Annotated in this window: 21 protein-coding genes and 1 other annotated feature; of the genes, 19 read left to right on the forward strand and 2 right to left on the reverse strand. The window is 39.1% G+C overall.

Features of this window, described 5'->3' with window-relative positions; translation table 11 throughout:
- Window positions 1-3 precede the first annotated feature (3 nt).
- Complete coding sequence (locus LQE94_RS07970; protein ID WP_240577390.1) at window positions 4-936, forward strand: D-2-hydroxyacid dehydrogenase; 933 nt, start codon at window positions 4-6, stop codon at window positions 934-936.
- 93 nt (window positions 937-1,029) lie between these two features.
- Here LQE94_RS07970 and LQE94_RS07975 read toward each other — a convergent pair whose 3' ends face one another.
- On the reverse strand, window positions 1,030-2,058 hold the full coding sequence (locus tag LQE94_RS07975) for a bile acid:sodium symporter family protein (protein WP_118725043.1): 1,029 nt from the start codon (window positions 2,056-2,058) through the stop codon (window positions 1,030-1,032).
- Window positions 2,059-2,181: 123 nt separating this feature from the next.
- Window positions 2,182-2,417 (reverse strand) — a binding site (T-box leader).
- 174 nt (window positions 2,418-2,591) lie between these two features.
- On the opposite strand from LQE94_RS07975, the gene coaBC reads away from it, so the two are divergent.
- The 13 genes from coaBC (at window position 2,592) to LQE94_RS08040 (ending at window position 16,155) form a co-directional block, all read left to right on the forward strand.
- Window positions 2,592-3,788, forward strand: a complete 1,197-nt coding sequence (coaBC, locus tag LQE94_RS07980; protein ID WP_240577391.1) for a bifunctional phosphopantothenoylcysteine decarboxylase/phosphopantothenate--cysteine ligase CoaBC — start codon at window positions 2,592-2,594, stop codon at window positions 3,786-3,788.
- 129 nt (window positions 3,789-3,917) lie between these two features.
- The gene (locus LQE94_RS07985; RefSeq protein ID WP_022074998.1) at window positions 3,918-4,538 is read left to right on the forward strand and encodes an ECF transporter S component; all 621 of its coding nucleotides are present in this window, start codon (window positions 3,918-3,920) and stop codon (window positions 4,536-4,538) included.
- A gap of 167 nt (window positions 4,539-4,705) precedes the next feature.
- Window positions 4,706-6,337: a hypothetical protein gene (locus LQE94_RS07990; protein WP_240577392.1), complete on the forward strand. Its 1,632-nt coding sequence runs from the start codon at window positions 4,706-4,708 to the stop codon at window positions 6,335-6,337.
- Window positions 6,338-6,587: 250 nt separating this feature from the next.
- Window positions 6,588-7,358: an acyl-CoA dehydratase activase gene (locus LQE94_RS07995; RefSeq protein ID WP_240577393.1), complete on the forward strand. Its 771-nt coding sequence runs from the start codon at window positions 6,588-6,590 to the stop codon at window positions 7,356-7,358.
- A gap of 22 nt (window positions 7,359-7,380) precedes the next feature.
- Window positions 7,381-8,532 carry a double-cubane-cluster-containing anaerobic reductase gene (locus LQE94_RS08000; protein ID WP_240577394.1) on the forward strand — a complete coding sequence of 384 codons (1,152 nt, stop codon included), beginning with the start codon at window positions 7,381-7,383 and terminating at the stop codon, window positions 8,530-8,532.
- A 260-nt stretch (window positions 8,533-8,792) separates the two neighbouring features.
- Entirely contained in the window at window positions 8,793-9,074 is a 282-nt protein-coding gene (locus tag LQE94_RS08005) for a hypothetical protein (RefSeq protein ID WP_240577395.1), read from the forward strand.
- A gap of 274 nt (window positions 9,075-9,348) precedes the next feature.
- Window positions 9,349-10,107, forward strand: coding sequence for a tRNA threonylcarbamoyladenosine dehydratase (locus tag LQE94_RS08010; RefSeq protein WP_240577396.1), 759 nt, complete (start codon window positions 9,349-9,351; stop codon window positions 10,105-10,107).
- 41 nt (window positions 10,108-10,148) lie between these two features.
- Window positions 10,149-10,526, forward strand: coding sequence for a diacylglycerol kinase family protein (locus LQE94_RS08015; protein ID WP_240577397.1), 378 nt, complete (start codon window positions 10,149-10,151; stop codon window positions 10,524-10,526).
- A 379-nt stretch (window positions 10,527-10,905) separates the two neighbouring features.
- Window positions 10,906-11,952: an ABC transporter permease gene (locus LQE94_RS08020; protein WP_240577398.1), complete on the forward strand. Its 1,047-nt coding sequence runs from the start codon at window positions 10,906-10,908 to the stop codon at window positions 11,950-11,952.
- Window positions 11,953-12,723, forward strand: a complete 771-nt coding sequence (locus tag LQE94_RS08025; RefSeq protein ID WP_118724722.1) for an ABC transporter ATP-binding protein — start codon at window positions 11,953-11,955, stop codon at window positions 12,721-12,723. It abuts the gene before it with no gap.
- Between the two features lie 76 nt (window positions 12,724-12,799).
- The gene (locus LQE94_RS08030; protein ID WP_118738462.1) at window positions 12,800-13,996 is read left to right on the forward strand and encodes an ABC transporter substrate-binding protein; all 1,197 of its coding nucleotides are present in this window, start codon (window positions 12,800-12,802) and stop codon (window positions 13,994-13,996) included.
- A 208-nt stretch (window positions 13,997-14,204) separates the two neighbouring features.
- Window positions 14,205-14,588, forward strand: coding sequence for a phasin family protein (locus tag LQE94_RS08035; protein ID WP_240577399.1), 384 nt, complete (start codon window positions 14,205-14,207; stop codon window positions 14,586-14,588).
- Window positions 14,581-16,155, forward strand: coding sequence for an ABC1 kinase family protein (locus LQE94_RS08040; RefSeq protein ID WP_240577400.1), 1,575 nt, complete (start codon window positions 14,581-14,583; stop codon window positions 16,153-16,155). Before LQE94_RS08035 ends, LQE94_RS08040 begins: the two co-directional genes overlap by 8 nt.
- Window positions 16,156-16,245: 90 nt before the next feature.
- On the opposite strand, the gene LQE94_RS08045 is transcribed toward LQE94_RS08040, so the two are convergent.
- On the reverse strand, window positions 16,246-16,485 hold the full coding sequence (locus LQE94_RS08045) for an HPr family phosphocarrier protein (RefSeq protein ID WP_022074862.1): 240 nt from the start codon (window positions 16,483-16,485) through the stop codon (window positions 16,246-16,248).
- 208 nt (window positions 16,486-16,693) lie between these two features.
- Here LQE94_RS08045 and LQE94_RS08050 point away from each other — a divergent pair, with 208 nt between their 5' ends.
- From LQE94_RS08050 to LQE94_RS08070, 5 genes are all read left to right on the forward strand, one after another.
- The gene (locus LQE94_RS08050; RefSeq protein WP_240577401.1) at window positions 16,694-17,572 is read left to right on the forward strand and encodes a LysR family transcriptional regulator; all 879 of its coding nucleotides are present in this window, start codon (window positions 16,694-16,696) and stop codon (window positions 17,570-17,572) included.
- Between the two features lie 169 nt (window positions 17,573-17,741).
- Window positions 17,742-18,542, forward strand: a complete 801-nt coding sequence (locus LQE94_RS08055; RefSeq protein ID WP_240577402.1) for a DUF4866 domain-containing protein — start codon at window positions 17,742-17,744, stop codon at window positions 18,540-18,542.
- A 19-nt stretch (window positions 18,543-18,561) separates the two neighbouring features.
- Window positions 18,562-19,893 carry a threonine/serine ThrE exporter family protein gene (locus LQE94_RS08060; RefSeq protein ID WP_240577403.1) on the forward strand — a complete coding sequence of 444 codons (1,332 nt, stop codon included), beginning with the start codon at window positions 18,562-18,564 and terminating at the stop codon, window positions 19,891-19,893.
- A gap of 158 nt (window positions 19,894-20,051) precedes the next feature.
- A complete protein-coding gene (locus LQE94_RS08065; RefSeq protein WP_240577404.1) occupies window positions 20,052-23,660 on the forward strand; it encodes an ABC transporter ATP-binding protein/permease in 3,609 nt (1,202 codons plus the stop codon).
- A 48-nt stretch (window positions 23,661-23,708) separates the two neighbouring features.
- Window positions 23,709-24,191: a VanZ family protein gene (locus LQE94_RS08070; protein ID WP_240577405.1), complete on the forward strand. Its 483-nt coding sequence runs from the start codon at window positions 23,709-23,711 to the stop codon at window positions 24,189-24,191.
- Window positions 24,192-24,221: the final 30 nt, after the last annotated feature.

A 24,221-nucleotide genomic window follows, 5' to 3' on the forward strand; every position in this document is an offset into this window, starting at 1 on the left:
AGCATGAAAATTGTATTTTTAGATGTAAAAACAATTGGTGAGGATATTAACTTGTCACAATATGAAACACTGGGAGAAGTTGTCAAGTATGACTTTTCTTCCACAGAAGAAGTGCCGGAGAGGGTGAAGGATGCGGATGTAATTATTCTGAATAAAGTACAGATTAATGAGCAGACAATTGGTACTGCAAAGAATTTAAAATTAGTTTGCGTCACAGCGACTGGTACGAACAATCTGGATAAGGAATATCTGGAAAAACGAGGAATCGCATGGCGGAACGTGGCGGGATATTCTACAGAGACAGTGACGCAGCATACATTTGCAATGTTGTTTTATTTATTGGAAAAGATGCGTTACTATGATGATTATGTGAAAGAAGAGCATTATGTAAATGATGTACAGTTTACACATTTTGCAGAACATTTTACTGAGATTCATGGAAAAACATGGGGAATTATCGGGCTTGGAAATATTGGAAGAAGAGTAACGGAGATTGCAAGAGCATTTGGTGCACGTGTGATTTATTATTCTGCATCGGGAAGTCCGGCACAGGAAGGGTATGAGCAGGTTGACTTAGACACATTGTTATCCACATCGGATATTGTGTCGGTACATGCTCCGCTTAACGAGTATACAGAAGGGCTGATGAACCGGGAAGCATTTGCCAAAATGAAGAAAAATGCGATATTTCTGAATCTTGGAAGGGGTCCGATAGTAGTGGAGCAGGATTTATATGATGCGTTAGAAACGAGTGAAATTGCTGCGGCTGGTCTGGATGTGTTGACAAAAGAACCGATGAGTGTGGATAATCCTCTTAGAAAAATCAAAGACAGTGGAAAACTTTTGATTACGCCGCATATCGCATGGGCGAGCGTCGAGGCAAGAACGAAATTGATGGACATTATATTTGGACAAGTGAAAGAATTCTTCGCGTAGAGTTTGAGAAATATAAAAAAGTAGGACATACATTTTATGAGAATGTATATCCTGCTTTTTGGCTTTTAAGGAAGGTTGTTTATTTGCCTCAGCCTATTTTGCTTCAGCCATAACACCAACTTTATTTTCTTTTGCTTTATGTTTATCATACATTGCAAACATACCGGCTAACAGAGTACCGGAGATGGAGTGCCATGTACAAGATACAGCACAGATGATTGCTGACTCCGGAGTAGAAGCAAACTGAGCTGTTGTAGTTGCAAGGTTAGTTGCAAGTCCTGCGTTCTGCATACCGACTTCGATGGCAATGGTTCTTTTTTTAGAGGTATTCATACCTACAAGTTTTCCGGCTCCGTAGCCAAGTAAATATCCGAGTCCATTATGAAGTAATACAGCGACGAAGATGACAACACCGGATTGGAAGAATTTAGAACCCTGAGAAGAAACAACTCCACCGACTACGCAGGCAAGGCCAAGTACGGCAACACCAGGCATCATTTGCTGAATCTCATGGAACATTTTCTTTTTGCCATAGAGATAATTTAACAAGAAACCAACACCGACAGGGAGAATTACAGTTTCAATAATGGATACGAACATTGGAAGTCCTTTGATGCTGATCTGTGTGCCGCTGGCAAGCAATGAGACCATAAGTGGTGTCATGACTGGGGAAAGCAGTGTAGAAACTGTTGTCATTCCGACAGAAAATGCGACGTCCCCACCGCACAGATAAGACATAATGTTAGAAGATACACCACCAGGGCAGCAGCCAACAAGAATCAAACCAAGTGCGATACCATCAGGCAGATGCAAAGCTTTTGTAAGTGCAAATGCGAGGAATGGCATAATCAGATACTGGGCAAGTGCACCAACGCAGATATCAAATGGGCGCTGCGCCAGAATTTTGAAATCTTCAGTTGTCAGGGTAAGTCCCATGCTAAACATGATGATACCGATGATGATAGACTGACAGGTAAATTTGTTGGATACCGGGTCAGTGAAAAGTTGAAAATTTACCCATCCCATCATAGTTGGGATGAAGAATGTGACAACTGCGATTGCGATGACGACCACAGAAGTATAATCTGATAAAAATTTGCTTGCTTTTTGTAATGCTTTCATTACAAGTACCTCCTAAAATATATTTGTCCACGTTGCGGTTTACAAGAATTGTAAATCGTAACTTGTTCACCAAATCCAGAGGAATGAAAAGATAAAAAAATCCCTTCTCAGACCAAGAATCTGAAAAGGGACGAATAAATCCGCGTTACCACCCTAATTCTGCAAATAAAATCTGCAACACTCTAACGTACTATCATACGCGTTCCCTATAACGGAGGAGACCGGCGAGGTTTACTGATTGTGCTTTCAACCCGCTTCTTAGAGAGGATATCCTTATCTGTTTATTACCTGCTTCCAGCAAACGCAGGCTCTCTGTGAAATAAAATAAGATATGGCATTGTTCTCATCGACGAATTTCGGTGAACTGTATTTGTTTTTACAACTACGCATTATAGACCTCTGAAATGAAATGTCAAGAACAAATTTTGTATAAAACAAAAAACAGAGTATCTTCGTGATTGACTTGAATTGTATTTTTGAGTAGTTTATAATAAATCGAATTCATTTATAGAAACTGGAAAGGAAGATGGAAGATGTTGAAGGGAAAAACAGTGTTATTAGGTGTAACAGGAAGCATTGCAGCATATAAGATTGCATCACTTGCAAGTGCATTGAAGAAGCTTCATGCGGATGTGCATGTATTGATGACACAGAATGCGACGAATTTTATTAATCCGATTACATTTGAGAGTCTTACGGGAAATAAATGTCTGGTGGATACATTTGACCGGAATTTTCAGTTTCAGGTAGAGCATGTTTCAATAGCAAAGAAAGCGGACGTAGTAATGATCGCACCGGCAAGTGCCAATGTTATTGGAAAGCTTGCGCATGGAATTGCGGATGATATGCTGACTACTACGGTGATGGCATGCAAATGTAAGAAATATATTTCACCGGCTATGAATACGAATATGTTTGAGAATCCTATCGTGCAGGATAATTTAAAAACATTGGAGCATTATGGATATGAGGTGATCCAGCCGGCAAGCGGATATTTGGCATGTGGAGATACGGGGGCAGGTAAGATGCCGGAACCGGAGACTCTGCTTGCGTATATTGAAAAAGAGATTGCCCGTGAGAAAGATTTGCAAGGCAAGAAGATTCTTGTTACGGCAGGACCGACACAAGAAGCAATTGATCCGGTAAGATACATTACGAATCATTCTTCGGGTAAAATGGGATATGCAATTGCAAAAGCTGCGATGCTTCGTGGTGCAGAGGTTACGCTGGTAAGTGGACGTACTGCGATTGAAGCTCCGCTTTTTGTAAATGTTGTGCCAATCGTTACGGCAAAAGATATGTTTGAAGCGGTGACGGGAATCAGTAATGAGCAGGATATTATTATCAAAGCTGCGGCTGTTGCGGACTATCGTCCGGCCGTTGTTAGTTCTGAAAAAGTTAAGAAAAAAGAGGGTCAGATGTCTATAGAGTTAGAACGGACAGATGACATTTTGAAATATTTGGGAGAAAATAAAAGAGAAGGACAGTTTTTATGTGGCTTTTCTATGGAAACCCAGAATATGATCAGTAATTCCAGAGCCAAACTTGAAAGGAAGAACCTGGATATGGTTGCAGCCAACAATGTAAAAGAGGCTGGCGCAGGCTTCCAGGGAGATACCAATGTATTGACTCTGATTACGCAGAAGGAGGAAACATCACTTCCGCTTATGAGCAAGGAGGATGCAGCCAATAAACTTCTGGATAAAATTCTTGAATTGACGATTCGCTAAGAAAGTCAGTTACAAGAGAATCGCCCATATGTGCTTCAAGTGATAAGAGGATACAAAGAATGGGCGGCGACTTAATAACACACACCGTATTGCATCCGCACAAAGCGGAGCGGTAACAAGGAGGAAAACATGAACAACAAAACAAAAAAATTCAACACGATGCAACTTGCTACATTGGGACTTATGACAGCAGTCCTTATCATTATGTCCTGTACACCATTAGGTTATCTGAACATTGGACCACTGGCAATTTCATTTAATGTAATTCCGGTTGCGATTTGTGCAATCGTATTAGGACCGACAGGTGGTGCAATTGCCGGACTGATCTTTGGACTGACAAGCTTTGGTCAGTGTATTGGAATCGGCGGAGTCAGCGTAATGGGAGCAATGCTCTTTAGTATCAATCCGGTTCTGGCATTTATCCAGCGTGTAGTTCCACGTCTTTTGGATGGTTTGCTTATCGGATTTATTTATAAAGCAACAAGAAAAAGAACGAATGCATATGTGGCAAGTGCAGTGACAGGATTCTTTTCAGCATTTTTAAATACTTTGTTTTTTATGACATTTTTAGTAGTATTATTTGGAAATACAGAATATGTGCAGGGGCTTATGAACGGAAGAAATGTGATTATCGGATGCTGCATGATGGTTGGTGTGAATGCTATCAGTGAGATGGTTGCATCTACAGTTATCACAGGTGCAATAGGAGCGGCACTTTCCAAAGCACGTTTGCTGCCTTCAGAGAAATAGAATTGCTTGCGTTGCTGGTCACAGTTACTGTGAACAGTAACTTGCTTGCTTTAGAGAAATAGAATTCTTGCCAGAGAAAGTATTTTATGTTAGAATCAGTCTGTAATTGTGTGTATCTGTTCAAGAATAACGGGTACAAGGACGTTTACAAAAGCGGGGTATGAATAATGGAAATGGAACAAGAAGTAACAATTATGAAAGAGTTCGAGCAGTTGAAACCATTTCTTTTGAGTGCACAATTAGGAAGCTATGTAGTGCTTCCGTTGAAGTACAGAAAAGAAGAGCTTGACCAGGTATGGCTGAAGGCAAACTGTGAGAAACAGGATATTACAACGACGAATCTGACAGAACAGGCAAAGATATTATTTAAAGAAAACGATCCGATGCATGTTGGTGTCTGCTACAAGTTCCAGCGTGAGATATTTATCAAAGAATTGTTAGATAATATAGAAGTAGAGAACGTAATGGGATTTGCTGTTACAGATTTGGATCAGGATAGAATCGAACTTGGAATAAACTGGGAGAAGGATGGATTTGATATTCATTCTGCTTATTTATATGTGTTTGAGACAGGAGTTGCATTCTTATGTATGGGACTTCGTTATAGTCGAATGGATGCGATCGCCCAGATTTGTAATCCGGGAAGTGCAGATACACAGTCTCGATATTTTTATCTGGACAATGAGAAAAAGACACATGAATTTTCATTGGATGAAAAACTGGATATATTACTGGATACAATTGGTCTGGAAGTATTTCACCGTAGTGGAACATCTGTGTTTTTAGATGCATTTACATATAATCTGGCTATGATCGGAAGAAGATTCCGTGACTTAGATACGATAAGACGAGTAACTTGTAATCAGAATAATATGCTGCCTTTATCTACAGATGTGGATGAAGACATGACAGGTGCACTGCAGTACCTGTATGCAGCACAGGATAAGATTCATCTGGCATATAACTGGGGAGCATGTGTTTCAGATCAGGCGGTATCCTATGTTATGGCAGACTATAATCTGAACATGGAAGGTCAGATGAAGCAGCATGCAGAAGATAAACTTCCGGCAGTGATCATCGCACTTTATGAGAAATATACATGTCAGTATCTGACAGAACAGGCAGCTGCGGAAGATATGAAAGCGAAAGAAAAGCAGGAAATCAAAGATATACTGATGCATTTTCAGGCATTCGGTGTAGTGCGTGCTATGAATCTTTCAAGAAATTATGAGATTAAGATTATTTATCAGCATTTGTTAGATATGAATGGAATTGAAGGCTCGATCAATGATCTCGATAAGAAATTGAATTTCTTAAATGAGCAGATAAAGGATATGGCTGAGAAGAAACAAAACCATATGATGGAATTGGTAGTGGGATGCTGTAGCATTTCAATTTTGTCTTCTGTATTCATGATTATGAATCTTATGGGAATAAGTGCAGCTACACAGTGGGTCGTGCTGGGAACAGTGATTGGCATTGGTGTAGTGGGAGCTTTAGTGACAATGCTTCGTAAGACAAATGTTGTATCAGCATTTTCAGAAAATATGGAGAAACTGTATGATCATTTTGAAGCGGTAAAAGAGAATGTCAATGAGACATTGGCTGAGAGAGCAGAAGCGAAAGAAGAAGCAAGAGCTGCAAAAGAAGCCGCTGAAGAAGAGGCACTGGCCCAACAGGAAGCAGCCGAGAAAGCTGCGCAGGAAGAACCAGAAAAGAAAGAATCCCAGCAGATCATTCATATAGAGGATAAGACTGCAAAAAAAAATAATGTAGATGATAATATTAAACATGCGTAGGCGATAATAAGGCAGAAAGAGGCAATCTTAGGAGGGCTGAAAGCAGGTAAAGTACGCATATCTAATAGTTCAAGTTACTTATCACCTGAAGAGGTGGGAGTCTTCTCGACTGAGATAAAAAATGATTTATAGATAAATTCAATAAATAAACCCAGACATGTAAAAAAGCTATAAGCACATGTCTGGGTTTTATTGTATTTGAAAGAAAAAAATGATACTTTGGATATAGTTGGATACGAAAGGGGAAGTTATGAATTACGTAGGAATTGATATTGGTTCAACAGCATCAAAAGTCGTAACAAGAGGGAACTGCCAGATGCAGTTTGTATTGCCAACCGGATGGAGCAGTAAAGAAACATGCAAGATAATAAAGGAACGATTGCAGGAATCGGGAATCGATGTGCTGGCAGATTCTACGAAGGTTGTAGCAACCGGATATGGCAGGGTTGCGGTAGATTTCGCAGATTATGTGATTACAGAAATTACCTGTCATGGAAGAGGCGGACGGGAGATCGCCGGCGAGAATTGTGGAATCATTGATGTGGGCGGACAAGATACAAAAGTGATTCTGGTAGAACGCGGCATGGTAAAAGATTTTTTGATGAACGATAAGTGTTCAGCAGGAACAGGAAAATTTTTGGAAATTATGGCAAATCGTCTGGGAGTGACGCTGCAGGAATTGTTTGAGATGGCAGAATCGGGAACGGTACTTCCGATTAGTTCTCTTTGTACAGTATTTGCCGAGTCAGAAGTGATCAATTATATTGGGGAAGGGCATAAAAGAGAAGATATTGCAGCCGGTGTAGTGGATTCTGTTGCTGCAAAGGTATGTCAGCTGGCACAGAGAAAAGAACTTCCGGATAAAGTGATTTTGACAGGTGGAATCAGCAACAGTACGTATTTTACAAGGATTTTGTCGGAAAAGATAGGACGAACCGTAGACCCAACAGAAGATGGCAGATATGCAGGAGCTCTTGGAGCGGCATTGTTGGCAGAAGAAAAAAGCAGAAAAAAACGATAAATAATGAAAGGATGAACAGAAGATGGAAATAATTAAGGATTTACCAGAGGTATTTGAGGAGTTTGCAGAACAGAGAAAGAATTCATTTCTTGCAGTAAAACAGTTGAAGGATAAAGGGATTCCGGTTATCGGAGCATATTGTACATATTTCCCGAAAGAAATTGCAATGGCAATGGGAGCAGCCACAGTAGGTTTATGTTCAACATCTGATGAGACAATTCCGGATGCAGAAAAAGATTTGCCTAAAAATTTATGTCCGCTGATTAAGTCCAGTTATGGATTTGCAAAGACAGATAAATGTCCATTTTTCTATTTTTCAGATGTAGTTGTCGGAGAGACTACATGTGATGGAAAGAAAAAGATGTATGAATATATGTCTGAATTTAAAGATGTGTTTGTAATGGAGCTTCCAAACTCTCAAAGTGCGACATCATTGCAGCTTTGGAAGAGTGAGATTGTACGTTTTAAAGAATATCTGGAAGAAAAATTTGGTGTGGCAATTACAGAAGAAAAAATTGCAGAGGCTATTAAAGAAGAAAATGAAGTAAGAAAATCTTTGAAAAATTTATATGAAGTGATGAAACACGAGCCGGCACCAATCAAAGGACATGATTTGTTTAAGGTACTTTATGGAAGTGGATTTAAATTTGACAGAAAAGCAATTCCGGCGGAAGTAAATGCATTGGCAGAGAAAATAGAAAAAGAATATGCAGAAGGTAAAATGTTGGAAAGTCGTCCACGTATTCTTGTAACCGGATGTCCAATCGGCGGAGCAACAGAGAAGATTGTTACAGCAATTGAGGAAAATGGCGGCGTGGTTGTAGCTTATGAAAACTGTTCCGGAGCAAAATCTATCGATAAGCTGGTAGACGAGGAAAATCCAGATGTATACCAGGCACTGGCAGAAAGATATTTGGCAATCGGCTGTTCCGTTATGACACCAAATCCAAATCGTCTTGAGCTGTTGGAGAGATTGATTGATGAATATCAGGTTGACGGAGTAGTGGAGATGACCTTACAGGCATGTCATACATATAATGTGGAGACACTGGCAATCCGTAAATTTGTCAATGAGAAGATGGGACTTCCGTATATCAATGTAGAGACAGATTATAGTCAGGCAGATGTGGGGCAGTTAAATACAAGAATTGCAGCATTTTTAGAGATGCTGTAGGATGTGGATGCAGAGTTTTGCTATTTAGTTCATTAAGTGGCAATACGTTCCTTACAAAAAATTGATATAAGAATTCTTGCTCAGATTCCATGAGCGGGTGACACAAAAATTTACGCTCTAAGTGTCTCCAACGCTCACTCCATATTCGCTCGAATTTCTTATATCAATTTTTTTGTAAGTAATGTATCGGCTTAAGTTGTGAAGTGAATAGCAACAAAGAATGTTGAGCGACGATATCTGCGATAGTGGATTTTTTGGGATTGAAGATGCAAAATTTTGATGGGGAGCATCCTCACGTTATCGAAAACGTGGGATGTAGATGCAAGATTTGCGAAGGAAGTATCTTTAAATCCCAGAAAAGACAAGATGTAGATGCAATTGTACATGACAGGCAGGCTGAAAAGCATCTGCAAGCTCAAAGAAAAGCAAGTTGCAGATGCATTGGTCTAAAAAAGAACATCTGCAACAATGAATATCAAGGCAGTGCAGATACATCAGTTGTCAAAAAAGCATCTGCGACAGCAAATAAAACCAGGATGTAGATACATCAGATCCCAGAAAAGCAAATCCCTCATCGCTCCACCTGTTTCAATCACGGTACACCTCCAAGTAAGAAAAGACTATGCAATCCAGCGAATTGAAGTCGGGCTTGCCCGACGAAGCTGAGCAGGAGTGCATAGTCTTTTCTTGCTTAGAGGCTGTCGTGAACTAAATAGCAAGTGGATTTGTTTGCATCAGCCCTTGGTTGACAATTGCCTACTAAAACGATATGATAAACAAAGAATACAGTTTATAAAGAAAATGAGGATAGAAGCAATGTTAAATCAATTTTCAAGGACAGAATTATTATTAGGAAAAGAAGCAATGGAGCGTCTTGCAGGAGCACGGGTGGCAGTGTTTGGAATCGGCGGGGTCGGCGGTTATGTGTGTGAAGCATTGGTTCGTTCTGGGGTGGGTTCTTTTGATCTGATTGACGATGACAAGGTTTGTTTGACAAATTTAAACAGACAGATTATCGCGACAAGAAAGACCGTTGGAAAATATAAAGTAGATGTGATGAAAGAACGTATTTTGGATATTAATCCGGATGCGAAAGTGGAAGTTCATAAGTGTTTCTTTTTGCCGGAGAATGCGGATGAATTTCATTTTGAAGACTATGACTATATTGTAGATGCTGTAGATACTGTAACAGCTAAAATAGAGTTGATTATGAAAGCAAAAGAAGTCGGAACACCAATTATCAGTAGCATGGGAGCCGGTAATAAACTGGATGCCAGTCGATTTAGGGTAGCAGACATTTATAAGACAAGTGGATGCCCGTTGGCAAAGGTTATGCGTCGCGAGTTGAAAAAGCGTGGTGTAAAGAAGTTAAAAGTTGTTTATTCAGACGAGCTTCCGATTAAGCCGAAAGATGATATGGCAAGTAGTTGTCGTACAAACTGCATATGTCCTCCGGGAGCTGAACATAAGTGTACAGAGCGACGTGCGATTCCGGGAAGTACGGCTTTTGTGCCATCGGTAGCAGGTTTGATCATTGCAGGTGAGATTGTAAAAGACCTGTCTGGAATACAGTAAAAGATAGGACGATATCAAACAAGGTTCAGGGGGGAATTCTTATGAAACAAAAGAAAAAGCAAAATCATAAGTTATATGGTGGATTTCAATATGCGTTTGCAGGAATTGTAACTGGATTGAAGCAGGAACAGAATATGAAGATGCATGCAGTAATGACGGCATTGGTTGTGATTGCTGGATTTTTCTTTCACATTTCTATGACAGAATGGTGCATCTGTCTGTTACTCTGTGGTCTTATTATGGCGTTGGAGCTGGTGAATACAGCAGTGGAAGCGGTTGTGGATCTTGTGACTGAGGAGAGAAAGCCATTGGCAAAGATTGCAAAAGATACGGCAGCAGGAGCTGTATTTATTCTGGCAATTTTTTCAGCCGTGATAGGATGCATTATTTTTCTGCCGAAAGTGATAGCATGGATATAGTTTTTTATTACATAGGAGATTTTATTTCCTATGTAATAAAAATCTTCCGGCAGAATGCATACTGCGGCGTACAAAACAGATGTCGCAAGCGATCGCCGCAGGTGTCAGAATGTGCAAAGCACATTCTTTTTTTGAGGAGCATCGAAAGATGCTCCTTTATCTATGTAAAGGACAAATAAATTTACTTATAGAAAATTTCTATAAATAGAAAGAACTTATCATAAATAGCGATTGGTGAAGAAAAAAAGAAGATGATAATATAAAAATATGAAAAAGATTTAGAGACGCTTAAAAAATTTAGTAATTAGATTGTCAGCATTTCGTTTACTTTTTGAAAGACATACGAAAACCAGACAATATGATAGCAGAAAGGGAAAAAATGTCGAAAGAAGATACAAGTAAAATGAGAGGATTGAGCCGTCAGCAGTTGAAGGAGTTGGAGGCAAAGGAAAAAACAAAATTACAGAAGTTACTTGACTGGATTGTTATACTGTTGCCTATTGTATGCGGAATGGTGGCAATATTTGAATATAAATTTGTTCCAGATGGCAGTAGGAATAAAAATCCGAATACCTATCTCGGAGCCTTGATTTTGTTTATTGCAGCGTATATCATTTATTTCCTTATTGCTGTGGGAAAGAAATCAAGAGGGAGTGTTCCTTTTTATGAAAAATTGAGATATCGTGCACCTCTGTTTTCAGCATTATTTTTGTTGCTGTCAGGATACGATTATCTGACATTGAAAACGGGAATTTTAACACAACCATTTATTCCTTGTATGAATTCTATTTTAAACATTGCCTGGGAGGACCGCTCTTATTTGATAGAATGTACACTTCATACGTTGCGCTTGTTGCTTCTTGGATATTTTATTGGTGTTATAGCAGGATTTGTTACAGGAATTGCATGTGGTTATTTTGAAAAGGTACGTTATTGGGTGAATCCGATTATTAAATTTCTTGGGCCGATTCCAACACCTACATGGATTCCGATTGTTATGATAGTTGCTGCATCTTTATTTAAAGGAGCTGTATTTATCATTGCATTAGGAGCATGGTTTGCGGTAACAGTTGCATCTATGACAGGAATTTCAAATGTGGATAAAAGTTATTTTGAGGCTGCCAGAACATTGGGGGCAACGGAAAGGCAACTTGTGTTCAGAGTTGCAATCCCATATGCAATGCCATCTATTTTGCAAGGGTGTACACAAGCTATGAGTTCTGCTTGTGTTGCAATTACTGTTGCAGAGATGATGGGAGTCAAGGCGGGGCTTGGCTGGTATATGAACTGGGCAAAATCATGGGCTGCGTATGATAAAATGTTTGCAGCATTGTTTGTAATCTGTATTATTTTTACGTTGGTCACAAAGGTACTAGATTTGATAAAACGCCGCCTGTTGAGATGGCAGAATGGAGTAGTAAAATAAATGGCAGATAAACAAGTTATTTTGAAACTGGAGAATGTCTCCAAAAGTTTTGCAAAAGTAGAAAATGATGAAGTTACACATGCTCTAAATGCAATTGATCTAACACTGTATGGGGGAGAATTTGTCAGTCTGGTCGGTCCGTCTGGTTGCGGAAAATCAACGATTCTAAGATTGATTGCAGGATTAATTGTACCAACAACCGGGCAGGTTTTGGTTAATGGAACCGCCGTTGAGAAACCTTCTCCAGAAAGAGGAATGGTTTTTCAGAAACCAACGTTGTTTCCATGGCTTACGGTCGAAAAAAATATTGCATTTAGTTTGAAGATGCAAGGTAAACTAAAAGGAAATGAGGATAAGGTGAAACAGATGCTGAAGGTAATCGGTCTGGAAGAATTTAAGGATGATTATCCAGATCAGTTATCCGGCGGAATGGCACAACGTGTGGCACTGGTTCGTTCGTTGATCAACGAACCGGATATTTTACTTTTAGATGAACCTTTGGGAGCATTGGATGCGTTTACGCGTATGAATATGCAGGATGAGATACTAAAAATGTGGTACCAAAATAAACAATTAGCAATTATGGTTACACATGATGTAGATGAAGCTGTATATATGGGAACAAGGGTGCTTGTAATGGATGCGAATCCGGGAAGGATTGTAGAAGATATCCAGATTGAGCAGGAATATCCAAGAAAACGTTCATCTGCAGCATTTATCGAATATAGAAATCAGATTCTTGACAGATTACATTTTGGAGGGAATTCGTAAAAGACTAAGTGGTCCATTGTCATCAATGCAGGAGTTGGTGATTGGAATATATTTACAATAGCAAGGAGAAAAAGAAATGAAATTGAAAAATGTAAAACGAGTGATTGCAACAGCCATGGTTTCAGTAATGGCATTGTCAATGACAGCATGTGGAGGAAGTGGAGACAGCACTTCAAAAGGAGGAGATTCCAAACAGGAAGCAAGCACGGATAAAGTAGAACGTCCGGAAGCTGTTTCAGAAGAAGATTGGGAAGCAATGCAGAAAGAACCTGTTTTTGGTCAGGAATTGAATTATTTGTTTAATGGTGGAGCTTGTGTATCCGCAAAATATATGGCCGAAGTACAAGGATACTATGAAGAATATGGTATCAATGCGAAATATATGGAGGGTGAATCTGTAGTAAATACAGTTGGTACAGGACAGTGCTTATGGGGAACAGACCATATTGCAACAATGCTTGTTCCGATAACCAATGGTGTGAATATGTCATTTGTGTGTGGTGCACATGTAGGATGTAAATCTATTTATGTGCCGGAGGACAGTGATATTAATTCCGTTCAAGATTTAAAAGGAAAAACAATTGCAATTCATGATGGTATTGGTAATTCAGATCAGAATATCAGCTATCGTTTGTTAGATGAATATGGTATTGACCCTACAAGTGAAGTAGAATTTTTAGATATTGCGGATAATGCAGCAACAATAGAAGCTATGAAAAATGGAGAAGTAGATGCAAGTATTTTTTCTGATTATTTTGTGTTAGCAAATTTTAAAGATGATTTGAAAATGATCTGTTCAATTGGTTATAGTCCGGAATTTCAGGATGAGGCTTGCTGTGTAACTGCTATGAATAATGATTTTATTAAAGAAAATCCAGTTCATGCCAAATATGTTACAATGGCCATCAAACGTGCAGGTGAATATAATAGATTACATTCTGAAGAAGCAATTCAGAAAATGTATGATACAGATAAGATGACAGGTGAAAAAGAAAATCAGCAGGTATTCTGGGATAATTTACATTTTGGACTTTCTGATGCATTTACAGAAAATGCACTTCGAGAAATTGCAGAAGACTATATTCGCCTTGGCATTATTAAAGACAAAGATTTGACTGTAGATGATGTGATGGATATGGCCTGGACAGAGACCTGCTCGGATGAGGAGATGCCAGAAGGATATACAGTAGGAGATCCGGTAGAACCAGAGAATGCAATTGTTCCAATTCAGCAGAAAGAAAATCCGGCGAAAATGGAAGGATTTGGATTATAAGAACATACGAATAATTGGCAAAGTAGATACTAAAAAGAGCGAGAGAATACTTTTACGAGTGACTTCTCGCTCTTTTTTCAGACTATTATATTTACTTTTTTTTAGAAAAAGTGTATAACAAAAGTATGAAAAATAACTGGTATGATTCACTTTCATGGCAATCACTACACGGATTGACACGAAGGGTACACGAAAGGAGAAGAAGACTATGGAAAAATTGACAGATGGATTAAAGAAAATCTTATTGGCAGGAATCGGAACAGTGGCTGTTACAGCAGAAAAATCAAAAGATGTTCTGGATGAACTGGTAAAAAAAGGCGAGTTGACAGTGGAGCAGGGAAAGGCTCTGAATGAAGAACTCAAACACAATATTAAACAGACAGTAAAAGATAAAGTGAATGTTTCAGTAAAGACATCAACACCTGAAGAATTAAATGAATTACTCAGTAAGATGACAGCAGAGCAGCTTGCACAGTTGAAAGAGCAGATAGAAAAGGTGGAAGCGGAAGCACCGGAAGAAGAGGTTGTAGAGCCGGAAGATGTAGTGGAAGCAGAAGCTAAAGAAGTTGAAGAACCAGAGGTTAATGAGTAACGTAAAATCAGGTTCCAGATTGAAGGAAATTACAGCAGTATTGCGTAAGCATGAGATCACAAAGGGCATGACCCCGGTGAAGCTGCGGTTGATTTTGGAAGATCTGGGACCTACTTTTATTAAGATAGGACAAATCATGTCGCTGCATTCAGATGTCCTTCCAAAGAAATATTGTGACGAGTTAATGAAACTGCGTTCGGATGTGCCGCCGATGCCATTTTCAGAAGTGGAGGAAGTAATAGAAGAATCCTATGGCTGTCCGTGGAAGGAAGTATTTTCAGATATAGAGAAAACGACGCTTGGTTCAGCTTCGATTGCACAAGTGCATCGCGCAACGCTCAAATCTGGAGAGAAGGTTGTTATAAAGGTACAGCGCAAGGGAATCTATGACACGATGGCAAGAGATATCGGACTGCTTCATAAAGCGGTGAAACTGGTGCCGCCGATCAGCATTAAAGAGACTGTAGATTTCAGCATGGTTTTAGATGAGCTGTGGGTAGTCACGCAAGAAGAAATGAACTTTCTGACAGAAGCAGCCAACATGGAGGAATTTGCCCGGAGAAATAAAGATATCGCCTTTGTGCGTACACCGATTTTATACAAAGAGCATACGACACATCATGTTCTTGTTATGGAATATATTGATGGATATCCAATTGATGATAAAATATCGCTTCAGGAAAATGGATATGATCTGCATGAAATAGGAACAAAATTAATAGATAACTACATTAAGCAGGTTATGGAAGATGGATTTTTTCATGCTGATCCACATCCGGGAAATGTATGCGTATCCGATGGGAAAATTGTCTGGATTGATATGGGGATGATGGGAAGATTGTCTGAACGAGACAGAGAATTGATCGGAGATGCAATTCAGGGAATTGCGATTAATGATATCGGAATGATACAGGATGCGGTACTTGCGTTGGGTGAATTTCGTGGAAAACCGGATCAGAGTAAATTATATGAAGATATCAGTACTTTGATGATGAAGTATGGAAAATTGGATATGGGTAATATTGATGTGGCAGAGACAATGCAGGATTTGATGGAGGTTATGAAAACCAATCGGATTTCCATGCCACATGGACTTACAATGCTGGCTAGAGGATTGACGCAGATGGAAGGCGTTATGGCAGACATTTGTCCGGAGATCAATATGGTAGAAATTGCAGCAGCCCGTATAAAAGGTGATTTCTGGCGTAATTTCGACTGGAAAAAAGAGTTAAAAAGCAGTGGCAAACATTTGTATCGTGCACTTCATAAAACAATAGATTTGCCATCAGTGACGGCAGATGCGATACAAGGCTTTATGAAAGGGCAGACAAGAGTAAATCTGGATTTACATGTGTCAAAAGATTTATCAGAGCTGTTGAGAAGACTTGTAAGAAATATTGTAATGGGGCTGTGGGTAATGGCTCTTTTAATCAGTTCGAGTATTATTTGCACGACCAATATGCAGCCGAAGCTGTGGGGAATACCTGCAATTGGAGCTATTGGTTACCTGCTGGCATTTGTGATTGTACTCTATGTATTTATAAAACACTTTTTGTCGAGAAAATAATAGAAAAAATAATAGAAAAAATAAAATACGAGGGACATCCCATGGGAGTTTTGGGTGCCCCTCGTATTTTTGTACTAAAAGTACACACTACTATGATACGCGATATTTTTGAAGAAGTCTGTCAGCCTTCTGTTCATCATCACCATGAATGACGAGAGTAACCGGAAGACCCAGACGAATGGCCATTAGTTCGGAAAGTTCTTTTCCGTTAATATTCATACGATGATTCTCAATGTCTTTGACTGTGATATTAGCAGATAAATTTCTGCATGTGTTATAAAAAGTGACAAATTGTCCTGTAGTTACGAATTTGATATTTTGTTTAATCATAATCAATTCCTCATAGTCTGTATAAAATTGGTTAAAATGACATTGTTTGCAAAAAAGATTCGTATAATCAGATTTTTGTTTGACTTTAACCTTGTTCAGTATATAATAAGATGCATAAAAACGTAAAATACATATTTACTATGACTGATATACATTTTTTGTATATTAAAGAAGTGGAAAAATTTATGTGTATTAAGGGAGCAAAAGCATGGAGATTACATATGATTATTATCGGATTTTTTATTATGTAGCAATGTATAAAAGTTTTTCAAAAGCCGCGAAGGCATTAATGAGCAACCAGCCGAATGTTACACATTTTATGAACAATTTGGAGAATCAGCTGGGATGTAAGTTGTTTGTGAGGTCAAACCGTGGAGTGACATTGACAGCGGAGGGACAAAAACTGTATCAACATGTTTCTATTGCATATCAACATATTCATACCGCAGAAATGGAACTTGCAAATGAACAGAGTATGGAAAGTGGCAGTATCACAATCAGTGCCAGTGAGATCGCACTGCATCTGTTACTATTACCTATACTTGGAAAATTTCATAAGAAGTATCCGGGAATCCGTCTTCGGATTTTAAATCATTCGACTCCGCAGGCGATACAAGCAGTGAGGGAAGGCGTAGTAGATTTTGCGGTGGTGACAACACCATTGAAAGCAAAAAAACCACTGAAATCAATTTCACTGATGGAATTTCAGGAAATTGTTGTTGGGAATGAGACATTTGCAGACATACAAGAAGCAATTTGTCTTGAGGAGATTGCAAAAAATCCATTAATCTGTCTGGGAAAACAAAGCACAACATATGAGTTTTATTCCAAATTCTTTTTAGAGCATAATCTTGTATTAGAACCGGATACAGAGGTGGAAACAATTGATCAGGTCTTGCCGATGATTATGAATGGATTGGGAATTGGATTCTTGCCGGAGCCGTTTGCAAGAAATGTAATAAATGAGAAAAAGGTATATGAGATTCCAATGATTGAAACGATACCGAAGCGGGAAATTTGTCTGGTAGAGAATCATAATTTTCCACCGAGTATTGCTGCAGAGACTTTAAAGAAAATGCTTATGTGAAATCAAGAAATATAAGTATGTAAATAATACATATCGGTTATGCAAATAAAACAGTCATGGTTGGTTTGACTTTAAAAGAATAGCTTTCTATACTTAGTGCAGAAGAAGGGTTATCGTTTACAAAATAATGTTAAGCCTGACCAGAAATTTGCATAAAGGAGGAGTTGTCATGCAAACCATTTTACCTAGAGAAGAGGCTGTAGAAGGTATTTTTTCGGAGATTCTTGCCTCGCCGACAGCATGCGAGCAGTTAAGAGATGTTTTTTATGAACATTTAGATGAAGAACATGGGATTGATTTTGATGAGTCAGAACATTTCACACAGGTATTATTTAATGCCTATAAAAATGGAGATGTGACGGCTCTTTTATTAGAATTATGTGGAGGAAGCATGTTTGATTTGCTTAGAGAAGCTTTTTTGATTCCTAAGAAGTTTCACGGAAAATCAGGGGAGAATCCGGTATTGCTGACCGATGTGGATGGAAATATTCTGGAAGGAAAAGAAAAGGAAATTTCCGGACATGAGTATGAAAAATTCAAAGAAATATATGACCGACACGAATGTGCACCACGTTCTAAATTATATTTGGCAGATGGATACGATATTGTACGTTCCTATACAAAAGGAATGGAACTTGTAGAAAAAAAAGATAATAGAAATCGAGGAATCCTGATTTTATATGCATTACCAGATACTCGTAAACTTGGATTGACAGAAGCACAGGCATATGCTGTTGTGTGGGATACTTTTCATAAAATACAGGAAGAGGCGCCAAGAGCAATGGTATATTACGGACAGGAGACCGGTGTGAAGAAAGATAAGGAATTCGATGAGATTGGAATTTTACTTCCGATTCGTGAATTTGAGAAGAAAATGTTACACCATTTGAGTGAAATTGATGGAATTGTATTGACATGTCGCGAGAAAATGATGAAAAAAGCAGGAAATGAAAGTCTGGATTTTGAATAAAGGTTAGGAAGTGGAGAGTATGCGGGAAGAAGCAATCAGAAAAAACCATATGGATATTCTCTGGCATGAATATACAGACCAAAATGGTGAAAATAAACCAGTGACGGAAGCTAGTTTGACGGAAAAGGCTTCTATTATCGGACGGGTGGGGATTATGCTGCTCTCATGTGGAACAGGAGCATGGCGTGTGAGAAGTTCTATGAATGCGCTGGCAGAAGTGATGGGGATTACTTGTACAGCGGATATAGGTTTGATGTCGATAGAATATACATGCTTTGATGGAGAGGAAGGATTTACACAGTCCTTGTGTCTGACGAATACGGGAGTGAATACTTCAAAGTTAAATCGTCTTGAAAACTTTATAAGAGATTTTGAAGTTGAAGGCAAGCATATGTCAGGAGAACAACTTCATTCATTTCTAGACAATATAGAAAAGATACATGGTTTATATTCACCAATTGCATTAGGATTTGCAGCAGCGATTGCCTGTGGCGGGTTCACTTTTCTGCTTGGTGGCGGACCAATTGAAATGTTGTGTGCATTTATTGGAGCAGGAATCGGAAATTTTATTCGATGTAAATTATCAAAACATCATTTCACTTTATTTTTATGTATTGTATCATCGGTGTCAGCGGCTTGTCTTGTATATGCCGGAGTACTGAAAATAGCAGAGCTTTTGTTGGGGATATCAATACAGCATGAAGCCGGATACATTTGTGCTATGTTATTTATTATACCGGGGTTTCCATTTATAACGAGTGGAATCGATTTGGCGAAACTGGATATGCGATCAGGTATTGAACGCTTGAACTATGCACTGATTATTATTCTGGTTGCGACGATGACTGCGTGGATCATGGCACTTTTGCTACATCTGCAGCCAGTTGATTTTATGAAAATATCATTGCCGGTCTGGGGATGGATTCTTTTTCGCATACTGGCAAGCTTCTGTGGGGTATTTGGGTTCTCGATTATGTTTAATAGTCCGGTGCGGTTGGCAGAAGTTGCGGCGGCAATTGGTGCAATAGCAAATACATTGCGGCTGGAACTGGTAGATATCGCAAAATTTCCACCTGCGGCAGCAGCGTTTATCGGAGCACTTACAGCTGGAATACTGGCGTCTTTAATCAAAAATAAAGTAGGATATCCAAGAATTTCTGTTACGGTGCCATCTATTGTAATTATGGTACCCGGATTATATTTGTATAAAGGATTTTATAATCTTGGGATGATGTCATTAGCAGTGTCTGCATCATGGTTTGCATCTGCAATATTGATTATCGCAGCACTTCCGTTAGGATTGATATTTGCAAGAATACTTACGGATAAAACATTTCGATATTGTACCTAAACATGGGATATTAAGAAATTGATTTGTTACTACAGGAGAGTGATGGATCAATTTCTTTTTGTTAAGTTGAGAAATTAATTGACCATACAAATTTCAAAGTGTAACATAAGATAGAAACAGATGTAAAAGAACAAATACCTTTTGGTAAAGGAGAAAATATGTTACAAATTCAACATATATGCAAGGAATACCGAACCGGTAATCTGGTGCAGAAGGCGTTGGACGATGTCAGTTTGAATTTAAGAGATAATGAATTTGTTGCTATTTTAGGTCCCAGCGGTTCAGGTAAGACAACACTTCTGAACATTATCGGAGGACTGGACCGTTATGATAGCGGGGATTTGATCATTAATGGGATTTCTACAAAAAAATATAAGGACAGGGACTGGGATTCTTATCGTAATCATACGATTGGTTTTGTGTTTCAAAGCTATAATCTTATTCCGCATCAGACTGTTTTGGCAAATGTTGAACTGGCACTGACGATATCCGGTATCGGTAAAGCACAGCGGAAAAAGAAAGCAATCGAAGCATTGAAAAAAGTAGGCTTGGGTGAGCAATTACACAAGAAGCCAAACCAGATGTCCGGGGGTCAGATGCAGCGAGTTGCGATAGCAAGAGCATTAGTAAATGATCCAGATATTCTGCTTGCAGATGAGCCGACCGGTGCACTTGACAGTGATACAAGTGTGCAGGTTATGGATTTGCTTCAGGAAGTTGCAAAAGACAGGTTAGTTGTTATGGTTACGCATAATCCGGAGCTGGCAAAAGAGTATGCAACTCGAATCGTAAATCTGCGGGATGGTAAGATCCGTTCGGATACAGACCCATATGAAGTGGATGAAGCAATATTAACTCCACCGGAACATAAGAATATGGGCAAATCATCGATGTCATTTATGACAGCTTTGTCGCTTAGTTTTAACAACTTAAAGACGAAGAAAGCAAGGACTTTATTGACATCCTTTGCAGGCTCGATAGGGATTATTGGAATTGCACTGATTTTGTCACTTTCGACCGGAGTGAATAAATATATTCAAAATATTGAAGAAGAAACGTTGTCAGAATATCCGTTACAGATTCAAAGCACCGGGTTTGACATTACATCGATGATGGTTGGAACCGGAGGTGGTGCCGAAGAAAATGTAAAAAAGAATAAAGATGACGGCAAAATTAAAGTGATTCAGATGGTGACCAATATGTTTGCGACAATGAATTCGAACGATTTGAAATCTCTGAAGAACTATCTGGATAACGAGGAAGCCAGTGGAATCCGAAAATACACAAATGCAATCGAGTACTCTTACAATGTATCTCCACAGATTTTCAAGGAAAACGGAGATAAAATCCGTCAGGTAAATCCAGATAAATCATTTTCAGCACTGGGACTTGGCTCATCTACTTCTTCAAATAGTATGATGTCATCAATGATGAGCACAGATGTATTTTACGAAATGCCGAAAAACAGCAGTTTGTATGAGAAACAATATGAAGTAAAAGCCGGAAGATGGCCGAAAAAATATAACGAGTGTGTAGTGGTTCTGACTTCAGATGGAAGCATTAGTGATTTCATGCTGTATACACTGGGATTGCGGGACTCTATGGAACTGGACGAGATGATCCAGCAGTTTATAAAAGAGGAAAATGTAAAGACGCCTGAGAATTTGGGAACTTATACTTACGATGATATTATAGGAAAGAAATTTAAACTGATAAACAGTTCTGATTGTTATGAATATGATAAGCAGTATAAAGTCTGGAAAGATAAAACAGACAACAGCTCTTATATGAAGAAACTGGTTGCGAACGGCGAAGACCTAAAGGTAGTCGGTATCGTGCAGCCGGATGCAGATGCCAAGGCAACGGCATTACAGGCAGGAATCGCTTATCCATATGCTTTGACAGAACATGTGGCAGAAGAGGCAAAGAAAAGTGAAATTGTAAAACAGCAGCTTAAAAATCCGGATATCAATGTATTTACAAATGAAAAATTCGGAACTGACAAAGGTGACGATGATTTTAACATGGATTCTTTATTCACAGTTGATGAAGCTGCATTGCAAAAAGCGTTTAAATTTGATGAAAGTGCGATGAGCAATCTTGGCAATTCACTTGATTTTTCCGGTGCAGATTTAGAAAAAGCATTTCGTGTCGGAGGGGATAGTTTTGAACTTTCCAATATGGTGAATCTGGAAGAGGTACAGCTTGATCTGTCAGGTATGCCACAGTTGAATTTAGGAGAGATTCTTTCCAAATTGGATTTATCAGTATCACCGGATGGATTGAAACAAATGGCATCTGGTTTGTCGGAAGGATATCTGGAATATGCGAAAACACATCCAGAAGCCGATTACTCTCATTTGCTGGAAGATTTTACAGAATATTTAAAAACGGATGAGGCAAAGAAAATTATTGAGGATAATATCAAAGACATTATCAAAGAAAGTGCCAGTGTGACCATTACACCGGAACAAATTCAAAAGCTGCTCAAAGACATCATGGCAGGTTTCTTACAGTATGTAACAGATAATGGTTATACAGATGTTAGTAAATTTGGAGAGTACTTGCAGGAATATTTACAGACAGATGAAGCAAAGCGAATGCTTGCGTCAGTCGGAGACGGGATTCAGATTGATGATATCGAGGTAAATATTACTGCTGAACAGATGATAAAGCTGGCAAATGAATTGTATAAAGGATACCAGAATTATGCATCAGTAAATGGTAAACCGGATCCGTCCAAGATGGGAGAACAAGTAATAAAGTATCTTGGAACAGAGGATGGAAAGAAACGTCTGGCAGACGGACTGACTAAAACGGTGGATATGAATGCTCTGGAAAGTCAGGTATCTGCAGCTATGCAGGATTATATGACAAAGGCAATGGGTGTGCTTAGCAATTCTATGGGCGAGGCGATTGGGACACAGGTTTCATCGGCAATGGCGCAAATCGCAACACAGCTTACAAAAGGTATTGAGAGTGCGATGACGCAGATGATGACGAATGTCGGGACACAACTTCAAAATGCGATGGGAAGTGCAATGACAATCGATACCGATGCATTTGCAAAAGCATTTCAGATGAATATGACGGAAGATGATCTGGTGGAATTGATGATGTCTATGAATACATCAAACAGTGTGTCTTATGACAGTAATCTGCAGAAGCTTGGCTATGTGGATTTTAATGTGCCGTCGGAAATTTCATTGTATCCGAAGAATTTTGAGAGTAAAGAAGAAGTTGTAAAAATTCTGGATAAGTACAATTACAAGATGGAAACGGAAGGAAAAGATGAACAGGTTATCAGTTATACCGATGTAGTTGGAACGTTGATGTCTTCGGTGACAAATATTGTGGACATTATCAGTTATGTACTGATTGCGTTTGTTGCGATATCATTGGTTGTATCATCAATCATGATTGGAGTTATTACGTATATCAGTGTATTGGAGCGTAAGAAAGAGATTGGTATTCTGCGTGCGATTGGTGCTTCGAAAGGAAATGTATCTCAGGTCTTTAATGCAGAGACATTTATCATCGGATTATGTGCGGGGGTGATCGGTATTGGATTAACAGCAATCTTGTTAATTCCGACAAATGCGATCATTCATTCGGTTGCAGATACGACAGCTGTAAGTGCGGTATTACCGGTTATACCTGCATTGGTACTGATTGTGTTGAGTGTAGTACTGACATTGATCGGTGGTTTGATTCCATCCAGAAAGGCATCAAAGAGCGATCCGGTAACGGCACTGAGGACGGAGTAAAACAGAGTGTGTGGAGTAGTAAAAAGAGAAGCATAAAGGAAATAACAAATGAAGTATAACAAGAGAAAGAGACTCTTTCTTGTGCTGGCAATTATCTGGATGATTATGATTTTTGGTTTTTCGTCCAGAGATGGTGATTTGTCAGGAGAAGACAGCGGAAGGGTCGGAAGACTTGTCGGTGAGTGGTTTGTTCCGGAATTTGATGAGTGGAGTGAGGTAAAACAAAATGCATTTATCGACAAAGTGGATTTTCCGGTTCGAAAGACTGCACATGCGACGGAATACGCAGTATTGGGTACGTTGATTTTCGGGGCAACTTATGAGATTTGGCGAAAAAAGAGATATATCGTTGGAATCCCGTGGCTATGCGGAACGATATATGCAGCTACTGATGAAATTCATCAATTGTTTGTCCCTGGTCGAAGCGGTCAAGTGCGGGATGTACTGATTGACAGCTGCGGCGCGTTTATCGGAGTAATGCTTGTAACATGGATGATAAGTCGTAGAGAAAAGAAGCGAAGTACAAAATAATGTACGGTGTAAAAATATCAGAAAGATGAG

Source organism: Mediterraneibacter sp. NSJ-151 (assembly GCF_022487435.1).
In the GTDB taxonomy this organism is placed as follows: Bacteria; Bacillota; Clostridia; order Lachnospirales; family Lachnospiraceae; genus Schaedlerella; species Schaedlerella hominis.

What these genes read in the sequence shown, in the direction of transcription:
- LQE94_RS07970 (WP_240577390.1), top strand. Translation starts at nt 4, where the DNA reads ATGAAAATTGTATTTTTAGATGTAAAAACAATTGGTGAGGATATTAAC.
- LQE94_RS07975 (WP_118725043.1), bottom strand. Translation starts at nt 2,058, where the DNA reads ATGAAAGCATTACAAAAAGCAAGCAAATTTTTATCAGATTATACTTCT.
- coaBC (WP_240577391.1), top strand. Translation starts at nt 2,592, where the DNA reads ATGTTGAAGGGAAAAACAGTGTTATTAGGTGTAACAGGAAGCATTGCA.
- LQE94_RS07985 (WP_022074998.1), top strand. Translation starts at nt 3,918, where the DNA reads ATGAACAACAAAACAAAAAAATTCAACACGATGCAACTTGCTACATTG.
- LQE94_RS07990 (WP_240577392.1), top strand. Translation starts at nt 4,706, where the DNA reads ATGGAAATGGAACAAGAAGTAACAATTATGAAAGAGTTCGAGCAGTTG.
- LQE94_RS07995 (WP_240577393.1), top strand. Translation starts at nt 6,588, where the DNA reads ATGAATTACGTAGGAATTGATATTGGTTCAACAGCATCAAAAGTCGTA.
- LQE94_RS08000 (WP_240577394.1), top strand. Translation starts at nt 7,381, where the DNA reads ATGGAAATAATTAAGGATTTACCAGAGGTATTTGAGGAGTTTGCAGAA.
- LQE94_RS08010 (WP_240577396.1), top strand. Translation starts at nt 9,349, where the DNA reads ATGTTAAATCAATTTTCAAGGACAGAATTATTATTAGGAAAAGAAGCA.
- LQE94_RS08015 (WP_240577397.1), top strand. Translation starts at nt 10,149, where the DNA reads ATGAAACAAAAGAAAAAGCAAAATCATAAGTTATATGGTGGATTTCAA.
- LQE94_RS08020 (WP_240577398.1), top strand. Translation starts at nt 10,906, where the DNA reads ATGTCGAAAGAAGATACAAGTAAAATGAGAGGATTGAGCCGTCAGCAG.
- LQE94_RS08025 (WP_118724722.1), top strand. Translation starts at nt 11,953, where the DNA reads ATGGCAGATAAACAAGTTATTTTGAAACTGGAGAATGTCTCCAAAAGT.
- LQE94_RS08030 (WP_118738462.1), top strand. Translation starts at nt 12,800, where the DNA reads ATGAAATTGAAAAATGTAAAACGAGTGATTGCAACAGCCATGGTTTCA.
- LQE94_RS08035 (WP_240577399.1), top strand. Translation starts at nt 14,205, where the DNA reads ATGGAAAAATTGACAGATGGATTAAAGAAAATCTTATTGGCAGGAATC.
- LQE94_RS08040 (WP_240577400.1), top strand. Translation starts at nt 14,581, where the DNA reads ATGAGTAACGTAAAATCAGGTTCCAGATTGAAGGAAATTACAGCAGTA.
- LQE94_RS08045 (WP_022074862.1), bottom strand. Translation starts at nt 16,485, where the DNA reads ATGATTAAACAAAATATCAAATTCGTAACTACAGGACAATTTGTCACT.
- LQE94_RS08050 (WP_240577401.1), top strand. Translation starts at nt 16,694, where the DNA reads ATGGAGATTACATATGATTATTATCGGATTTTTTATTATGTAGCAATG.
- LQE94_RS08055 (WP_240577402.1), top strand. Translation starts at nt 17,742, where the DNA reads ATGCAAACCATTTTACCTAGAGAAGAGGCTGTAGAAGGTATTTTTTCG.
- LQE94_RS08060 (WP_240577403.1), top strand. Translation starts at nt 18,562, where the DNA reads ATGCGGGAAGAAGCAATCAGAAAAAACCATATGGATATTCTCTGGCAT.
- LQE94_RS08065 (WP_240577404.1), top strand. Translation starts at nt 20,052, where the DNA reads ATGTTACAAATTCAACATATATGCAAGGAATACCGAACCGGTAATCTG.
- LQE94_RS08070 (WP_240577405.1), top strand. Translation starts at nt 23,709, where the DNA reads ATGAAGTATAACAAGAGAAAGAGACTCTTTCTTGTGCTGGCAATTATC.